This window comes from Faecalibacterium sp. An192, from assembly GCF_002160175.1.
Classification (GTDB): domain Bacteria; phylum Bacillota; class Clostridia; order Oscillospirales; family Ruminococcaceae; genus Faecalibacterium.
On sequence record NZ_NFKB01000014.1, the window covers coordinates 1 to 18,011 of the forward strand.

Sequence of the window (18,011 nt, forward strand, 5' to 3'; positions counted from 1 at the left end):
CCTGAATGTGGCTGTATTTTCTGGGCATAGCAAAGACCTCCTGTAGTAGTTTTATTCTACCACAGGAGGCCTTCTTTTTTCACTGTCTACTTTTACTGGAGCGGTTCATTGAGGGGGTTGGTCTTTTCTTTTTCCCGTTTTGCCGTTTAAATTGGCATACTGCGACAAGGAGGCTGCAGGATGCGCATTAAAAAAGTCATCAACAACAACATCCTGTGCGTCATTGATGAAAAGGGGCACGAGAGCATCGTCACCGGCCGGGGGCTGGGTTTTGGCCGGAAGGTGGGCGAATTCGTGAACCCCGCCGGGGTGGAAAAAATCTACCGGATGGAGGACAAAACCGGCCAGCGCCGGCTGCGGGAACTGGTGGAGCAGATTCCCCTGGAACACCTCCAGCTGACCGAACAGATGATCGAGGTCATCCGCGCCGAGATCCACCAGCCCCTCAACGAGTCTCTCCTCATTACGCTGGCCGACCACGTCAGCTTTGCCATCCAGCGCAAAGCCCAGGGCATCGAGTTCAAAAACCCTCTGGCCGGCAGCATCCTCTGTTATTATCCCACCGAATACCATCTGGGCCAGAAATGCCTGGACATGATCCGCACCCAGTGCGGCGTCCAGCTCAACGCAGACGAGGCGGCGTTCATCGCCCTGCACATCGTCAACGCCGAGCTGAACACCGACATGAGCGAAATGTACGGCATCACCCGCCTCATCGACGGGGCGGTGGAGGTGGTGGAATACTTCTATCGGGACCAGGGCGCCTTTGACCGGGAATCCCTGGACTTCAACCGGTTTGTGGTGCACCTGCGCTACTTTGCCCAGCGGCTGTTTCAGGACAAGATGATCCCCGACAGCCCGGACGAAGGCGACGTGGCCTTCCGGGAGATGATCGCCCGCAGCTGTGCCCAGCACTACAAATGCGCCCAGTGCGTGGCCGAGTATGTGCGGAACACCTGGCACAAAGAGCTCTCCCAGGAGGAGCTGGTCTATCTGACCATCCACCTCAAGCGGGTGTCGGCCGGCCTGCGCCGGAACACCGGCACCGCTCCTACCCCGTAACGTCTGCGCCCCGGCGCAGGCTGCACATAGAACCCGCGGCCTCCTGCCTGTCCGGCAGGAACCGCCTTTTGCCCGAATATCCACCCAAAAATGACAGGAGGTAAGCAATTTTATGAAAGACAAGATCTTCGGCGTATTGCAGCGTGTCGGCCGGTCCTTCATGCTGCCCATCGCCCTGCTGCCCGTGGCGGGCCTGCTGCTGGGCATCGGCAGTTCTTTCACCAACGAAACCATGCTGGAGGCCTACGGCCTGACCGGCGTCATCTACCCCGGCTCCATCATCTACACCGTGCTGGACATCATGAACCAGTGCGGCAGTGCCGTCTTTAACAACCTGGCCCTGCTGTTCGCCATGGGCGTTGCCATCGGCATGGCCAAAAAGGAAAAGGAAGTGGCCGCCCTGTCCGGCGCCATCGCCTATCTGGTCATGAACACCGCCATCTGCGCCATGATCAATGCCGCCGGCGGCGTGGAAGCCATGGCCCCCAACACCACCACCTCCATGCTGGGCATCACCACCCTGCAGATGGGCGTGTTCGGCGGTATCATCGTGGGTCTGGGCGTGGCCGCTCTCCACAACCGCTTCTATAAGATTCAGCTGCCCCAGGTGCTCTCCTTCTTCGGCGGCACCCGTTTCGTTCCCATCGTCAGCACTGCTGTCTACCTGCTGGTGGGCATCGCCATGTTCTACGTCTGGCCGGTGGTTCAGACCGGCATCGGCATGCTGGGCAACCTGGTCATCAGCTCGGGCTACGCCGGCACCTTCATCTACGGCCTGGTGGAGCGCGCTCTGATTCCCTTCGGCCTGCACCATGTGTTCTATATGCCCTTCTGGCAGACCGCCGTGGGCGGCACCGCCATCATCGACGGCGTCACCGTTCAGGGCGCGCAGAACATCTTCTTCGCCGAGCTGGCCTCCAAGACCGTCACCGAGTTCTCGGTGGACGCCACCCGGTTTATGTCCGGTAAGTTCCCCCTCATGATCTTCGGTCTGCCCGGCGCCGCTCTGGCCATGTACCGCGCCGCCCGCCCCGAAAAGCGCAAAGTGGTGGCCGGCCTGCTGCTGTCCGCTGCTCTGACCTCCATGCTCACCGGTATCACCGAGCCTCTGGAATTCACCTTCCTGTTCGTGGCTCCCGTGATGTACGCCGTCCACTGCGTGTACGCCGGTCTGGCCTACATGCTGATGCACATCCTCAACGTCTGCGTCGGTATGACCTTCTCGGGCGGTCTGATTGACCTGACCCTGTTCGGCATCCTCCAGGGCAACGCCAAGACCCACTGGATCTGGGTGGTCATCGTGGGTGCTGTCTACTTTGTCCTGTACTACTTCACCTTCACCATCATGATCCGCAAGATGGACCTCAAGACCCCCGGCCGCGAGGCGGACAACGAAGAAACCAAGCTGTACACCCGCGACGACTTCAAGGAAAAGACCGGCATCGGCCCCGACGGCTCCAAAGGCGCCAGCGGCGATACCGTCTCGGCCACCATCCTGCGTGGTCTGGGCGGCAAGGCCAACGTCTCGGACGTGGACTGCTGCGCCACCCGTCTGCGCGTGACGGTGGTGGATTCCTCCAAGGTCAATGACAGCCTCCTCAAGCAGAGCGGTGCCTCGGGCGTGGTTCACAAGGGCAATGGCATCCAGGTCATCTATGGACCTCAGGTGGCCGTCATCAAGTCCAACCTGGTGGACTTCATGGAAACCCCTGCCGCCAGCGCTCTGGACACCGCTGCTCCGGCTCCCCAGCCGGCTGAGCCCGCTCCCAAGCCCGCCGCCCCCGCCAAGACCATGACCGCCGCCGTTCTGGGCGCTCACATGGCCGGCACCGTGGTGCCCATGGCCGAGGTGAAGGACGAGGCTTTCGCCTCCTGCGCACTGGGCGAGGGCGCCGCCATCGAGCCCACCGAGGGCAATCTCTATGCCCCCGCCGACGCCATGGTGGACAACCTCTTTGACACCCACCACGCCATCAGCCTGGTGACCTCTTCCGGCGCAGAAATCCTGCTCCACATCGGCATCGACACCGTCAAGCTGGAGGGCAAGTACTTTACTCCCCACGTCCAGGCGGGCCAGAAGGTCAAGAAGGGCGACCTGCTCATCAGCTTTGACATGGACGCCATCCGGGCCGCAGGCTACCTGTGCACCACCCCCATGATCGTCTGCAACACCGACGATTATGCCGCCGTCAAGGTGCTGGCCTCCGGCCAGGTCAAGCCCGGCCAGGATCTGGTGGGCCTCGAATAATTTCGTTTGCGTTTCTCCTCCTCATTGTTCCAGATACAGCCGCCCGTCTGCACTCCCTTGCAGGCGGGCGGCGCCTTTTTGTGTCCGGCGCTCCCCGCTCTGCGGTAAAGCTCTCCCGGCCAGGACAGCGGAAAAGCGCCCCTCTCTTCGGGCAGAAGCCGCTGTAACCTGCACCAGGGCCGGCCTCGACTGGGTGGACAGCTCCCCCCGCCCTCTGGCCTCCCTCCGCGCCCCAGCTTACCGCCCGGCCCAAGAAAGCCCCCACAGCCCCCGGCTCACCCGCCGGGGGCTGTCTGTATGACAAAGGAAAAGCGGCGCTTTCCAGAGGCGAAAACGCCCGGAAAGCGCCGCTTTCAGCGCAGGGATCTAGAGGGAATGCCGCCTTAGGCCAGACCAGCCAGCTGAGGCAGCGCCATACTGATGGCGGGAATATAGGTCACCAGCATCAGGCCCAGCAGGATGGCTACATAGTAGCACAGCATATAGGGCATGGTCTTGGACAGGCTGGTGCGGCCCACCTTGATGGCCACAAAGAGGGTGTTGCCCACCGGCGGGGTGATGTTGCCGATGCAGAGGTTATACACCAGGATCAGACCGAACTGGATGGGGTCCATTCCAAAGGTCTTGACGATGGGCAGGAACAGCGGGGTAAAGATCAGGATGGCGGGGGTGACGTCCATGAAGGTGCCTGCCACCAGCAGGATCACGTTCATGATGAGCAGGATGATGATGGGGTTGTCGGTGATGCCCAGCAGGGCGGCGGAAACCGCCTGGGGGATCTGCAGGAAGGCCATGACCCAGCCCAGAATGTTGGACACGCCGATCAGAAAGACCACCATGCCGCTCATCTTGGCGCTGTCCACCACGATCTTCCAGAAGCTCTTGAGGGTGATGTTGCGGTAGCAGATGCCCAGGATCAGGGCGTACACCACGGCGATGGCCGAGCCCTCGGTGGCGCTGAAGACACCGGCGATGATGCCGCCGATGACCACGACAATCAGGGACAGGGAGGGAATGGCCTGCAGGGTGGCCTTGCCCAGGTTGGACCAGCTGAACTTGCCGGGGGTGCCCTTATAGCCCTTCTTCTTGGCGATGATGATGGCCACCACCATGCAGCAGACCGCCCAGATCAGGCCCGGCAGGTAGCCGGCCATGAACAGAGCTGCCACCGAAGTGCCGCCGGCGGCCAGAGAATAGGTAATCAGCGCGTTGGAGGGAGGAATCAGCAGGCCGGAGGGAGCCGAAGCGCCGTTGGTGGCAGCGCACAGGGCCTCGTCGTAGCCCTGCTCCTCTTCGCCTTCACGGACCATGGAGCCAACGGCGGCGGCCGCAGCCGAAGCCGAGCCGGAAATGGCGCCGAACAGGGCGTTGGCGCCCACGTTGGTCACCAGCAGGGCGCCGGGCAGCTTGCCCAGGATGGCCATGACGAAGTTGACCAATCGCTTGGCGATGCCGCCCTGGTTCATCAGGTTGCCCGCCAGGATGAAGAACGGAATGGCGGTCAGGCTGAATTTACTCATGCCCACAAAGATGCGCTGGGCGCCGGTGACCACCGAAATATCCAGGGGAACGGTCTGCAGGATGGTGAACAGGGAGGCGATGCCGATGGAGTAGGAGATGGGCACACCCACCACCAGCAGAACCGCGAGGATGACAATAATCATCCCGAGAGATTGCATGGCCATAACTTACGCTGCCTCCTTCTTGCCTTTGCAGATATCGTAGATGTTGAGGATGGTGTAGAGGATGTTGATGACGCCGCAGATGGGCATGGTGACATAGAATACGCCCACCGCAACCCCCAGCGAGGAGGTCATCTGGCCCATGGCCAGCTGGGTGATGGCGTAGCCGCCGTACACCAGGATGATGCCGGAGAAGGCCATAGCCACCAGCTCACCAAAGACAGCGAAGAATTTCTGCAGGGCAGCGGGCATTTTTTCCACCACCACGGGGATGTTCATGTGGCCCCGCTCACCGGTGATGAGGGATGCGCCAAACAGGCTGGCCCAGGCAAACAGATAGCCCACCAGCTCCTCGGACCAGGTGGAGGGGTTGTTCAGGACGTAGCGGGTAAAGACCTGCCAGACGGTCAGGGCCGTCATGGCAATGAGGCTGCCCCCCGCCAGACCATTCATAATGAGATTCAGCACCTTACGGATGGATTGCATAACGTGGAACACTTCCTTTCTCGCGCTCAGGCCTCGTACTCGGCATTGTAGGCCTGGATCCGCTCATAAATGGGGGCCAGGTCGGGGTATTGGGCCAGCATCTCCTCGTGCATGGGGGCCACAGCCTCCTGGAAAGGAGTGATGTCGGGGTAGATGAAGTTGACCCCCTGCTCGTTCTGGGCCTTGTCCTTGGCGGCCTCTACGGCGTCGCCCCAGGCGTCCCGCTGGGTCTGGTTGACGATCTCGAAGCCCTCGTCAAAGATGGCCCGCTCCTCGGCGCTCAGGTCTTCCATGAAGCCCAGGTTGCCGATGAGGATGTCGGGGATCATCTGGTGCATGGTGTAGGAATAGTACTTGCAGACGTCGCCGTGGCCGTTGTCGGTCAGGGCCAGCTCGTTGTTCTCGGCGCCGTCCAGCATCTGGGCCTGAAGGGCGGTATACACGTCACCGAACCCCATGGGGGTGGCCGAGCCGCCCAGCAGGTCCATCATCCGCACGTTGGTGGGAGACTGCTGCACGCGGATCTTGAGGCCCTTCAGGTCGGCGAGGGTGTTGATGGGGGTCTTGATGGTGTAGAAGTTGCGGGTGCCGGCGTCCAGCCAGGTCACCGCCTCAAAGCCTGCCTGCTTGGTGGACTCAAAGATGGGGCCCACCACCTCGGGGTCATCCATGGCGGCATGGTAGGCCTCGGCGCTGGAGAACAGATAGGGCAGGTTGAACAGGGTGTAGTTCTGGGAGAAGGTCTCCAGCAGGGAGTTGGACGCCACGCAGAAGGTGATGGCGCCGGTCTGGGTCAGCTGCACCATCTCGTTCTGGGAGCCCAGCAGCTCGCTGGGGAAGATCTGAACGTCGTACTTGTCCCCCAGCTTTTCCTCGATGAAGGACTCAAAGGCCAGCAGACCGGTGTGGGTGGGGTGGTTGGTGGACTGGTTGTGTCCAATGCGGATGATTTGCAGGCCGTTGTCGGCAGAGCCGGCACAGCCGGACAAACCGCTCGCAGCCAGAACGGCCATCGCCGCCAGGAACGAGCGGCGAGAAATTTTTTTCATAAGCATTCTCTCCTCCTTGGTAACCAAAGTTATCCCGGCGAAAAGCCGCACTTTGTTTCATATTTCTACTATATCCTACTTGCATTCCAAAAGCCAGATGGAATACCTCACCAATTTACTCCCCATTCTTTGTACACAAATGCAATGTATGGCAAATTCTTCCCCGGTTGATGCAGACATTTTGCACAAAAACGGGTTTTATTTGTGCATATAAGTGAGAGGGGGCCAAAAAGCCTTCCTTTTCCTCCCGGTTTTGCCAGCAAAAATCAGCCCCCGGGCCGGTTTAAGACGGCGGGCCGCGGCCCGGCCGCTCCCCTTCCCTCTTGATTTACAAAATTCGTCAAAGACAGCCTTTTTTCTCTACAGAAGAAGTCCATTTCTTAATTTTTCTTTTCAATCAAAATATTTCAGCATAAAATTCTTGACAAGCCTGCGGCAGATTGCTACTATATGTGGTACGGCATTTTGCGATTATACTGTGAAACAGGAAACAATCGGGAGGGTTTTTATATTATGAAGAACAAGATTTTGATGGCAATGGCAGCCGCAGCCGCAACCGCACTGGTGGTTCTGGCAGGCTGCAGCAGTTCCTCCAGCACCGCTTCCAGCGCTGCGGACAGCACCGCCGCCAGCAGCACTGCCAGCAGCGCAGCTGCATCGGAGGAGACCACTGAGACCACCGGCAAGGCCGATGGTGTCTACACCGCCCAGATGGACGACGCCTCGGCTGAGGCTGCCTACGGCTGGCGCGACGAGCTGGTGGTGGAGTACAAGGACGGCAAGATCGTTTCTGCCACCTTCGAGAGCTACGACGCCGACGGCAACAAGAAGAGCGAGACCACCGCGGAGACCTACCCCATGGACCCCTCGCCCGCTGACTGGATGCCCGAGCTGAGCGAGAACATCGTGAAGGCCGGCACTTCCTCTGAGATCGACGGCATCACCGGCGCTACCCTGGCCACCAACAACGCCAAGGCCATGCTGGCCGCCATCGAGGCTGAGGGCGAGCCCGACCAGACCATCGTGGTGTCTGAGCCGGAGGCCTAATCCACTTTTCTGTCACATTCCATAGCATTCCATCCTGAAGATCGGTATAAACCGTAGTCTGGGGCCGCATCAATCCCAGACGCTTTACCATAAAACGCACCGGCAAAGTCTCCCCCAGGGACCGCTTTGCCGGTGTGTTTTTGTTTGGGACAGGCCGGGGGCTTTCTTGACTGGGTCATCCCAGGGTGCTATATTTAACTATATAAAAAGGAAGATTCAACACACTGAATCATCGGGCACCATCCCTTGAGACAGCGCCCATGAAAGGAGACTTTCGCTTTGAAACACCGTATTCTGGCGGCGCTGCTGAGCGCCGCCCTGTTTCTTTCGCTGGCTGGTTGTGCCGCTGCGCCGGATATTCCCCAGCCCACACTGGAGGAGCTGCTGGACCAGGTAAACGCCGAACATCAGAGCATTCAGAGGGAGGAGCTGGACCCTACGCCCTATCTGCGCACCAGCCTTTCCCTGGAGGATCAGTCAAAAGCCAGGGAGTACATGACAGAGACCTTCAGTGACTATGACCCTGATTTGAAACTGGAACACAGCCAGGCTGTGGAGGATGTCAACTACCTGTTTGAGGCCTGCTACTATGCCTATGGACTCTACGATTACTTTGGCGGACACCCGGCGTTTGATGCCGCTCAGGAGGCTATTTTACAGGATCTGGAAGATCAGAACACTGTGACCTGCCAGCAGCTGGAACAGATCATAGCCAGTCACCTGGGCTTTATCAAGGATGGGCATTTCAGCATCAACCAGAACCATCCGGCACCCTTTCAGATCCCCTTTTTCTTCCGTCAGACCGCCTTCCTGAAAACGGAAAACGGCTACCAGACCGTCGATGGTAAAACGGTGGAGTCGGTTGAAAATCATGCAGACCTGGATGAGCTATTCAAGCGTTCCATCTCCAAGCAGGGGCAGATTGTTTACTATCCGGTACTGTTGAAAGAAGCAAGGTTCGATGGACAGTCGGAGTTTGAAAAGCACACCTGTGATGAAGAACTGACGGTTCATTATACCGATGGAACCACTGAAACGCTGACAGCTGAACCCTGGAAACAGTATTTTGAACATCTGCCCAAAAACAAGAATACAGAACTGCGGCAGACAAAGGGAATTCCTGTCTTCCAGTTCAACAATTTTAACACAGAATATAGAGATGAGATTCTGGACGGTGCAGAGCAGCTTAAGGATGAACCCGTTTCCATGCTGGATTTGCGTTCCAATACAGGCGGGGACAGTACCATGGGTGACCAGTGGCTGAGCACCTACGGAAATACCGGGCGAAGCTTTCCCTCCAACAATGAATCTTTCAGTACGTTGAATGGTAAGTCATCGGGCCTGTCTCTGCCAGATAAATGGATCTCTCATGATAACCTGTTGATTCTTCTGGCCGGAAAAGTGTCCGGCTCTGCGGCAGAAGATCTGATTGAGAATGCCTGCAACCTTGAAAATGTGCTGATTATTGGAGAAAATACATTTGGCTCCTTGCTGGCCAATGCAGGATACATTGAACTGCCCAACAGCAAATGCAGTGTGACCATGTCAGCGTCTTATGTTTTTCTTCGCCCGGACAGTGACCCGTTTGAAGAATTCCGGGGTTTTGAACTGGATTTCTGGGTGCCCGTCGGCGAGGCCGAAACCCTGGCCGCCAAGCTGATCCAGCGGCTTTCCGGGGCCGGCGAATGATTGGAGATGGGGGTGTGCCCTTGGGGCGCACCCTTTTTGCTTGGGCGGAACTTCCCCGCCCGGGCCGGGACAACAAAAAATCCCGAGTACCAAAGCACTCGGGATCTGGTGGAGGCAAGCAACCCAAATCCGAACCGCTTTCCCCGGAGGCAGCCAGAGCGGCTACATCATTCAGTGAAATGATTTTGGTACCTTCTTTGTAGTTGAAGGTAATCAGAACTTTGTCATCATACAGGTAAATCGCATTCACAAAGGTGTTGACCAGGGTTTCCCGGTGGCTCTTAATCTCCGGGTTCAGCTTGCGAAACCGGGTTAGCCAGAACCTGACGAAGTCCGGGCTGAGCTTGGGCTTGGCCAGCTTTTCCTCGGTGATCCTGACTTCCAGCTCCTTCTCCTGGGCCTCCAGGACTTCCAGGCGTTCTTTGGTGGAACTGGTCAGGATACCAGCCTGGATGGCGTTGAGCATATTCTGGATGCCAGTTTCGGTCTCCTTCAGCTGTTTTTCCAGTAGGGGCAGTGTGGTGTTTTCCTGATCCTGAAGCTGCATCACCATTTCCACAATGGCGTCAATGGCCTGGTCATCCTGGAGCATCTCCAGGGTAGCATTTACCACCAAGTCTTCTAGCCAGACTTTGCGGACCGTTTTCTTTTTGCAGCTTCGTGTGCGCTTGGCATTGGCACACTTGTAATAGTGGTGGACAACCTTGTTCCGGCCGGTGCCGCACTCGCCAAACATCATGGCTCCGCACATCCCGCAGAACAGTTTGGTGGTAAGCAGGTAGTCGTCCTCTGCTTTGTGCCGGGCCGGGGCCCGGCGATTTTTTGCAATCTTTTCCTGAACGCGATCAAACAGTTCCTTCTCAACGATAACCGGAATCGTATCCGGCATCACAATGTCCTGAAACCGGTTTTCACCGATGTAACGTCGGTTGGTCAGCAGGGTCTGGACGCTGTTATAGGTGAATTTCTGATTGCGGTTGGTTGTCACGCCCTGGCTGTTGAGCCAGTTCATGATCCCTTTCATGGTGGCGCCTTCGGCATAGCGCTTGAAGGCTTCTACTACAAAGGGTCAATCTGAAAAAAGCGATTCTCATCAATCACATATCCGATCGGGACGGTACCGCCATTGTACTTTCCTTTCAGGACGTTCTCCGTCATGCCGCGCACCACCTTCTCGGACAGCTCAGCAGAGTAATACTCAGCCATGCCGGTCAGCATACTTTCCATCATGATGCCGGCAGGGCTGTCTGAAATAGGTTCGGTGGCAGACACCAGCTTTACGTGGTTCCTTTGGAGAATGTGCTTGTAATGGGCTGCATCGTACCGGTCCCGGGCAAAACGGTCCAGTTTCCAGACCAGGACCATATCAAACAGCCGCCGTTCGCTGTCCTTGACCATCCGCTGAAACTCCGGACGATTCGCGGTCTTGGCTGAATAGGCGCGGTCAATGTAGTGCTTGACCACAGTGATGCCGTTCTTTTCAGCGTAGGCGGTACATTCGCGGATCTGGCCCTCGATGGATTCCTCCCGCTGATTGTCGGAGGAATAGCGGGCATAAATGACGGCAGTCATGGCGGCCTCCTTTCAGGCAGGCAAGGCAAAATATATTTCGTATAATATATACCATATTTTGCGCCACTTCGCAAGAAATGTTTTTGTCATATTTTGTCAATCCAAACACGCCTGCTGCATTGAAATCCACTTTGTATTTTGGTTGCGACAAAAATCAAACAGAATCAGCATGGTTCTGGTATCAAACACCCTGGTTCTTCCGATACAATAGACGTATCAAATCGCTCTATGTCGGCGGCCGTTCAGGAAAAGACACATCTCAAAACAAGGAGGAATATTCTATGGAAGACAAAATCACACTCCCTGCGGCAGGCAAGCAGCTTTCATACGAAGGCTACACCCTGCAGTGGGAGGACGACTTCAACGCGCCCCAGCTGAACCGGGGCGACTGGAACGTGGAGCTGCACCAGCCCGGCTGGGTCAACCATGAACTGCAGGCCTACATTGATTCTCCTGAAACCATTTTCATTGAAAACAGCACTTTGGTACTCAAGCCGGTGGAAATCAAACAGAGCGACGGGACCATATCTTATGTCTCCGGCCGAGTGAATACGCAGCACAAGCACGATTTCCAGTACGGCATCTTTGAAGCCCGCATTAAGGTACCGGCCGGCAAAGGCTTTTTGCCCGCCTTTTGGATGATGCCCACCGAGGAAGATCACTACGGCCAGTGGCCCCGGTGCGGGGAGATCGACATCATGGAGGTGCTGGGCCACGACACCGCAAAGACCTATGGCACCATCCACTACGGCAATCCCCACCGCCAGAGCCAGGGCAGTTTTGCCCTGACATCCGGCGACTTTGCAAAGGAGTATCACAATTACGCCGTCCGGTGGGAACCGGGGCAGATCAGCTGGTATCTGGATGGCCAGCTGTTTTTCTCAGAAAGTCAGTGGTATTCGGTCACCGAGGGCCGGGGCCAGGTGCCCTATCCTGCTCCCTTTGATCAGCCCTTTTACATCATTCTGAATCTGGCTGTGGGCGGAGACTGGCCCGGCAGCCCCGATGAAACCACCGATATGAGCAAAGCAGCCCTTTGGGTGGACTGGGTCAAGGTCTACCAGAAAGAAGAATAAATTCCCCCGGCAAACCAAAACCCCCGGCTGTCAGAAACAGCCGGGGGTTTTGCACGCTGTGATTCAGAAAAGATTATCCCCGCAGACGTTTGGTCAGGGCCATGAGCCGGCCTGCACAGGCGCGGATCGCTTCTTCGGAAAGATCGCCCCGGGCCCAGGCAGCCCGGATGTCGGCATCGTCATCCGGATTCCCCGGCATAATGACGTCGTTGCCGGCCCAGGCGCATTTCCAGGGCGTGCTGCCGTCGGCAGGCACGGTGGTGTTCCAGTCTGACATCATCAGGCCGCCGAAGCCCCATTCCTGCCGGGCCACCACCGTGCACAGATCCCGGTTGTTGGCGGAGTAGACCCCGTTGATCCGGTTGTAGGAGGTCATGATGGCGGCGGGAGCAGCTTCCTTGACAGCAATTTCAAACCCGCGGAGATAGATTTCCCGCAGCGTCCGCTCTGAGACTTGGACGTCCACCCCCATCCGGTTGTCCTCCTGATTGTTGCAGGCGAAGTGCTTGATGGTGACGCCGCACCGGCCGTCTTTCTGGACGCCCCGGGTGACGGCAGCCGCCAGCAGGCCCGAAAGCAGCGGGTCTTCCGAGTAATACTCAAAGTTGCGCCCGCACAGGGGGTTGCGCTGGATGTTCATGCCGGGGGCCAGCCACAAGTCCACCCCCAGCTCCTCCATTTCGCAGGCGATGGCCTGGCCGAACTCCTCCATCAGGCCGATGTCCCAGCTCTGGGCCAGGGCAGTGCCCACCGGGAAGGCCGTGCAGAACTGGTACCAGGTATCCGCATCCTTGTGCTGGACCGCCGGCTCCAGAAAGCCGTTTTCCAGAGAACCCAGCACCCCGACACCGTAAACCCTGCCGGTGGCCCGGTCGGTCTGATAGCTCTGGCGGAGCCGCAGACCCGCGGGCCCGTCGGCCATGATCAGAGACGGAATCCCTCTGGTCTCTTCCAGGGCCTCCGACGTCTCTCCCGCCGAGCCCGGTACCCGGACGCCCGCCGACCCCAGGGTGCTGGTGCCCTTGGTGATGTTGCCGTAGAGCAGCGGGAACAAATCCTCCACAGGGCCCTCTGCCTGGGGCGGCTCTGCGCAGGCCGGCTGCGGCTCGGGCTGCGGTACAAAGTCATAGACCGGAAGATGGCTGTCCAGGACAGCGGCCTGCCGGGTGGTTTCGGATGCCCCCAGCTCTTCAAAGGGAATCTGCACCGGGCAGATGGGGTGGGTCTTTTCGATGCAGACGTCTTCCCCTACCCGGATGACGGCGCAGGGCGTCAGCGCGGCGCTGCTGTTCCCGATCCAGATGCCATACAGTCCCTTTTCCACCATCCAGCCCTGCTTTTCCTCAGAGAAAGAGGCAAAGACTTTTTGGGGGATGGAAATGGTCAGGGTCTGGCTCTGCTCCGGCGCCAGCAGAAGGGTCTTGGCGAAGCCGGCCAATCGGCGCAGCTCCCGGGCGCCGCCCTTCTGGGGGCAGGACAGATAGACCTGCACCACCTCCCGGCCCGAAAAGCAGAAGCCCACATTTTTCACTGCGGCACGTACTTCCACACTATGGGGCAGCACCTGCAGCCCGGTCATACGGATCTCAAAGCTGGTGTAGGACAAGCCGTATCCGAAGGGAAACAGAGGCTTTACACCAAAGCTGTCAAAATACCGGTAGCCCACATAGATGCCCTCCCGGTAGACTGATTTTGTCAGGTCGCCGCTGAGGATGCCGAAATGATCGGCCTCGGGATAATCCTGGTAGCGCCGGGCCCAGGTGGCCGTGAGTTTGCCCTCCGGGGTGACTTTCCCCAGCAGGACATCCGCCACGGCTTCTCCGCCCTGCTGTCCCGGCTGGGAAATCTGCACCACTGCCTCAATATGGGTGGCCACATCCAGCAGACCGGCCAATTCAATGGGCCCGCCGGCATTGAGGAGCAGAACGATGGGCAGACCCACACTGTTCAGGCTGCGCAGCTCCTCCCATTCCTGGTCGCTAAGGTAGTAATCCCCTTTTTCCAGCCGGCGGTCCTTCCCTTCCCCCGAAATCCGGCTGAGGACGTAAACGATCACTGAGGCGCCTTCCACATCCTGGGGCAGAACAGGGCGGCCCTGGGGCAGAACAAAGGGATGGGAAGCGTAGGCGTCAAAGGGATTTTCCACCTGTTTGGCTGCTTCCAGCACCTGGGCTTTCCAGGCAGAACGGGCAGCTTTGTAGCGGGCTTCGTAGTCTGCGATCCAGCTTGTACTGGTGATGGTGAGGCCGGCCGCCTGCAGACCCTGGAAAATCGAGACATTGGCCCGGTTGTTGACATCGCCCGAGCCGATGCCTCCCTTGACGGTCCGGCTGGCGCCGGTGCCGAACAACGCCACGGCACAAGCCGGTTCCAGCGGCAGAACACCGGTATTTTTCAGCAGGACGATTCCCGATGCCGCAGCCCGGCGGGCCAGGGCGGCATGGGCGCGTTCACGGGCAGACGGGGTTGGCTGATGCGTGCCGCTGTGGGCAGAGATATATGCCATAAAAACCTCCTGAACATGACACTGCACGAGAAAAGCCGCCATAGCAGAAATCTATGGCGGCTTTCCTCAGCACTGTGTGGAGAAATGATGAAGAAGATGAAGGAGAACGCGATGAGAAGCTTGTTACTCTTTGACGCCGCCGAGGGTAATGCCGGCAATGATGTACTTGGAAAGCAGCAGATAGACCAGGATGATGGGGACGATGGCCACCATGATCATCATGTAAATCTTGCCCATGTCAAAGTTCATGTAATCGGCGCCGCGGAGGGTAGCGATCAGGATGGGGACGGTCATCTTGTCCTTGGACTGGATGATCAAAGCCGGGACGAAGTAGTTGTTCCAGGAGCCCACGAAGGAGAAGATGGCCTGGACTGCAATGGCCGGCTTCATGATGGGAAGGACAATCCGGTTGAAGGTGTGGAACTCGCCCGAGCCGTCGATCCGGGCCGCCTCCACCAGGGACAGCGGCAGAGAGGATTTCAGGTAACTGTACATGAAGTAGAAAACTGCCGGCGAAGCGATGGAAGGGATAATCAGAGGCCACAGGGTATCATACAGGCCCATGTTGGTCATCAACCGCAGAAAGCCCATGGCGGTGACCTGGGTGGGCATGACCAGAATGGCCATGATGAAGGTGAAGGCAAACTTCTTCAGCTTGAAATTGTAGGCGTACAGTCCGTAAGCCGTCAGAGCCGAAAAGTAGGTGCAGAGGGCGGCGGAGCAGGAGGATACAATCAGGCTGTTGAGAATTCCCTTGAACATGGGGAAGCTGCCGTCGTTGGCCACGTTCTTCAAATTTTCCAGGAAGTAGTTTCCCGGCAGCCAGGAGAAGCCTTTCTGCAGGTCCGCGTGGGAGCGGGTGGAGTTGACAATCAGAATGTAAAAGAAGAACAGGCACAAAAAGGACAGGATGGCCAGAACGACATAAGCGAGGATGGTCTCACCGGTTTTGGTTCTGTGATGTCTCATGCCTTGGCGCCTCCTTTCTGTTTGGCGGGCTTGACAGCGGTGTCATCCTTGCCGTTGGTCATCCGGTAGACGAAGAAGCAGAGAATGCCGCTGACGATGAACAGGAACACCGACAGAGCGCCGGCCATGCCGTAGTTGCGGCTCTTGAGGTGGTTGTTCAGGAACATAATCAGGGTCATGGAGGTGCGGTCGGGAGCGCCCTGGCCGTTGGTGAGGATCTGGGGCACGTCGAACATCTGCAGGCCGCCGATGATGGAAGTGATCAGGGTGTAGGCCAGGATGGGGCGGATCAGGGGCAGGGTGATGGAGAAAAACCGCTTGACGCTGCCGCAGCCGTCCAGCTCGGCGGCCTCAAAGATCTCGGGGCTGATGCCCATGATGGCGGCCATCAGCATGATGGTGGTGTTGCCGAACCACATCAGGAAGTTCATCAGTCCGATCAGGGCGCGGGTGCCGAAGGTTGTCCCCATGAAGTCAATGGGCGCATCGGTGATCCCCAGGCTCATCAGGATGGAGTTGATGGGGCCGCTGTTGGAGAACAGGGCGAAGAACAGCATGGCGAAGGCCGAAGCCATAATCAGGTTGGGCAGATAGATGACCACCTTGAAGAACTGTTTGCCCCGGATTTTCAGCCGCATATCGGTGAACCAGTTGGCCAGCAGCAGGGCGATGACGATCTGGGGCACAAAGCCGATCAGCCAGAGGATCAGGGTATTTCCTGCATATTTGAGCAGATCCGACTCCAGCAGGCTCCTGTAGTTTTCCAGGCCCACAAAGTTGGGGCCGATCTCTTTGATGCCCGAGCGGTAGTACTCATAGAAACTGTAGCGGATGGTATCCACCAGCGGGATCAGGGAAAAGATGAAAAAGCTCAGGAAGAACGGGATGATAAAGATATATCCCCATTTTGCATAGCTCAGGTGTTTGCGTTTTGGTTGTTTCATAGGTCACCGTTCCTTTCTCGTAAAAGACCGCCGCCGCAAAAGTGCGCGGCAGCCGGCCTTTCCAAAGAGAGGCAGCTTACTCTGCCCACTCGACTGCGGTGATATCAGGATAGCGCTCCATGATGGCAGTCTCGAAGTTTTCCTTGGCCCGGTCGAAATCCACATTGCCCTGGAAGTAATCGCTGAATGCGTTCTGAATCAGCTCGACGCAGCCCTGGTCGTAGGAAGACAGGGGGGCAATCTTGATGTTCTCAGCCACCGGTGCAAAATACTCGTAGGCATTCTGGCCGCCCAGGAAGCTGGAGGCAAAGCTATCATCGGTGGCAGCATCCCGCATCCCGCTCACGGTATTGGTGAAATCCATATAATCCTTGGAAATCTTGAGCAGGTTGTCTTTATTGGAGGTCAGAGCCAGGATGATATCCCGGACGTGCTCCAGGTTGTCGGTGCCGGTGCAGGCGTGGATGTAAGAGCCGCCCCAGTTGTATTCCTGGGGAGGATTGGTGACAGCCCAGGCTCCTTCGGGGCCGTCCCAGTTGGGGGCCAGGGTGAAGTCGATGCCCCAGGCCGGCAGCAGGAAGGCAAACACCTTGGACGCAGAACCCATGGCCTTGTTCCAGTCGTCGTTGAACTGGCCCTTGACCGTCTTGTCCAGGTAGCCGGCGTCCAGCCATTCCTTGGAATCGCTGATCCAGTTCATGATCTGCTGGTCCACTTTGCAGACCGTCTCGCCGGGGGCCACCCAGGACTGACTGATGCTGTTGCCGTACAGACGGAAGGTGTCGGCGTAGGAAGAGAAGGTGAAATAGCCTTTGGCCTTCAGCTCTTCCGCAGTGGCTTTGAGGGTGTCCCAGTCTTTCACCTTTTCGCCCACGGCGGCGGGGTCATCGGTGCCGAAGACGTCCTTGGCAATATCGCGGCGGTAAACCAGCAGGCCCGGGCAGCACTGCCAGGTGGAACCGCGCTGGACACCGTTCTGGTCCGAAGCGGTGGTCTTGGTAAAGGGATACTGATCGGCCAGGTCGGTGTCGGGGTCGATGCCCAGGTCGGTCAGGGGCATGGCCACGTCGGCCTCGGCGTCGGTGTATTTGTAGACGTAGTCGGTCTCGGACAGGAAGATGTCCACCTTGTCGTCGGTGGAGCCGGAAGCCTGGTTCAGCAGGGCCTCGTCCAGCTTCTGCTGATAGACGCCGTCCTGGTTGGGGTTGATGATCCAGTGGATCTCGGTGCCGTCTTTCAGGGTGGTGACGGTGCCGTCGGACGAGGTGCTGGCCACTTCGGAATAAACAGCTTCCAGACGGGTGCGGAACTCGTCGTTCCAGCTGTAGATATTGATCACTTTGCCTTCCGCCGCAGCCTCTGCGCCGCTGCCCGATGCAGCAGTGGAATTCCCGCCGCAAGCGGCCAAAACGCTGGCAGCGCCCACGGCGCCGGCGCCCTTCAGGAACGAGCGGCGGCTGATGGCGCAGGATTTCTTCTCATTCATAGTACGAACCTCCTCTGTAATCTCATGGCCCGGGCCTCGGTGCCCGGCGTCTTTTGTGCCCCTATTATAGCGAAAGAAATCCCGCCGGATATATAATTATTCCATAAAAAATATCAAATTCTTGACAACGTTTTGTGCTGATAGATAAATAGGGTCATGATTCTGACACTTTGATGCATGGTTTTGATTTTTGCC

Annotated in this window: 12 protein-coding genes and 1 pseudogene; 5 read left to right on the forward strand and 8 right to left on the reverse strand. The window is 57.9% G+C overall.

Annotated features, from left to right (window positions below):
* Positions 1 to 180 precede the first annotated feature (180 nt).
* Together B5F27_RS06210 and B5F27_RS06215 are read left to right on the forward strand one after the other, a co-directional pair.
* Positions 181 to 1,062 (forward strand): PRD domain-containing protein, encoded by an 882-nt coding sequence (locus B5F27_RS06210; protein ID WP_087365501.1) that lies wholly within the window; start codon positions 181 to 183, stop codon positions 1,060 to 1,062.
* A gap of 112 nt (positions 1,063 to 1,174) precedes the next feature.
* On the forward strand, positions 1,175 to 3,310 hold the full coding sequence (locus B5F27_RS06215) for a PTS transporter subunit IIABC (RefSeq protein WP_087365503.1): 2,136 nt from the start codon (positions 1,175 to 1,177) through the stop codon (positions 3,308 to 3,310).
* A 383-nt stretch (positions 3,311 to 3,693) separates the two neighbouring features.
* Here B5F27_RS06215 and B5F27_RS06220 read toward each other — a convergent pair whose 3' ends face one another.
* From B5F27_RS06220 to dctP, 3 genes are read right to left on the reverse strand one after another with little or no spacing between them, the layout of a single operon-like run.
* Positions 3,694 to 4,995 (reverse strand): TRAP transporter large permease, encoded by a 1,302-nt coding sequence (locus B5F27_RS06220; RefSeq protein ID WP_087365505.1) that lies wholly within the window; start codon positions 4,993 to 4,995, stop codon positions 3,694 to 3,696.
* A gap of 3 nt (positions 4,996 to 4,998) precedes the next feature.
* Positions 4,999 to 5,478 (reverse strand): TRAP transporter small permease, encoded by a 480-nt coding sequence (locus B5F27_RS06225; RefSeq protein WP_087365507.1) that lies wholly within the window; start codon positions 5,476 to 5,478, stop codon positions 4,999 to 5,001.
* Between the two features lie 26 nt (positions 5,479 to 5,504).
* On the reverse strand, positions 5,505 to 6,527 hold the full coding sequence (dctP, locus tag B5F27_RS06230) for a TRAP transporter substrate-binding protein DctP (RefSeq protein WP_087246212.1): 1,023 nt from the start codon (positions 6,525 to 6,527) through the stop codon (positions 5,505 to 5,507).
* Positions 6,528 to 7,040: 513 nt separating this feature from the next.
* Between dctP and B5F27_RS06235 the strand changes: the two genes are divergently transcribed.
* Together B5F27_RS06235 and B5F27_RS06240 are read left to right on the forward strand one after the other, a co-directional pair.
* Positions 7,041 to 7,574 (forward strand): FMN-binding protein, encoded by a 534-nt coding sequence (locus B5F27_RS06235; RefSeq protein ID WP_087365509.1) that lies wholly within the window; start codon positions 7,041 to 7,043, stop codon positions 7,572 to 7,574.
* A gap of 279 nt (positions 7,575 to 7,853) precedes the next feature.
* Positions 7,854 to 9,263, forward strand: a complete 1,410-nt coding sequence (locus tag B5F27_RS06240) for a S41 family peptidase (RefSeq protein WP_087365511.1) — start codon at positions 7,854 to 7,856, stop codon at positions 9,261 to 9,263.
* Between the two features lie 106 nt (positions 9,264 to 9,369).
* Here the strand turns inward: B5F27_RS06240 and B5F27_RS06245 are convergent.
* Positions 9,370 to 10,835 (reverse strand): annotated as a pseudogene (locus B5F27_RS06245) (recombinase family protein); the annotation flags it as partial.
* A 281-nt stretch (positions 10,836 to 11,116) separates the two neighbouring features.
* On the opposite strand from B5F27_RS06245, the gene B5F27_RS06250 reads away from it, so the two are divergent.
* Positions 11,117 to 11,911, forward strand: a complete 795-nt coding sequence (locus B5F27_RS06250) for a glycoside hydrolase family 16 protein (RefSeq protein ID WP_242962112.1) — start codon at positions 11,117 to 11,119, stop codon at positions 11,909 to 11,911.
* A 73-nt stretch (positions 11,912 to 11,984) separates the two neighbouring features.
* On the opposite strand, the gene B5F27_RS06255 is transcribed toward B5F27_RS06250, so the two are convergent.
* The 4 genes from B5F27_RS06255 to B5F27_RS06270 all read right to left on the reverse strand — a co-directional run bounded on the left by B5F27_RS06255 (position 11,985) and on the right by B5F27_RS06270 (position 17,816).
* Positions 11,985 to 14,417 carry a glycoside hydrolase family 3 protein gene (locus tag B5F27_RS06255; protein WP_087365515.1) on the reverse strand — a complete coding sequence of 811 codons (2,433 nt, stop codon included), beginning with the start codon at positions 14,415 to 14,417 and terminating at the stop codon, positions 11,985 to 11,987.
* 123 nt (positions 14,418 to 14,540) lie between these two features.
* Positions 14,541 to 15,386 carry a carbohydrate ABC transporter permease gene (locus B5F27_RS06260; protein ID WP_087365517.1) on the reverse strand — a complete coding sequence of 282 codons (846 nt, stop codon included), beginning with the start codon at positions 15,384 to 15,386 and terminating at the stop codon, positions 14,541 to 14,543.
* Entirely contained in the window at positions 15,383 to 16,330 is a 948-nt protein-coding gene (locus B5F27_RS06265) for a sugar ABC transporter permease (RefSeq protein WP_087365518.1), read from the reverse strand. The genes B5F27_RS06260 and B5F27_RS06265 overlap by 4 nt, the downstream gene beginning before the upstream one ends.
* 76 nt (positions 16,331 to 16,406) lie before the next feature.
* Positions 16,407 to 17,816: a twin-arginine translocation signal domain-containing protein gene (locus B5F27_RS06270; RefSeq protein ID WP_087365520.1), complete on the reverse strand. Its 1,410-nt coding sequence runs from the start codon at positions 17,814 to 17,816 to the stop codon at positions 16,407 to 16,409.
* Positions 17,817 to 18,011: the final 195 nt, after the last annotated feature.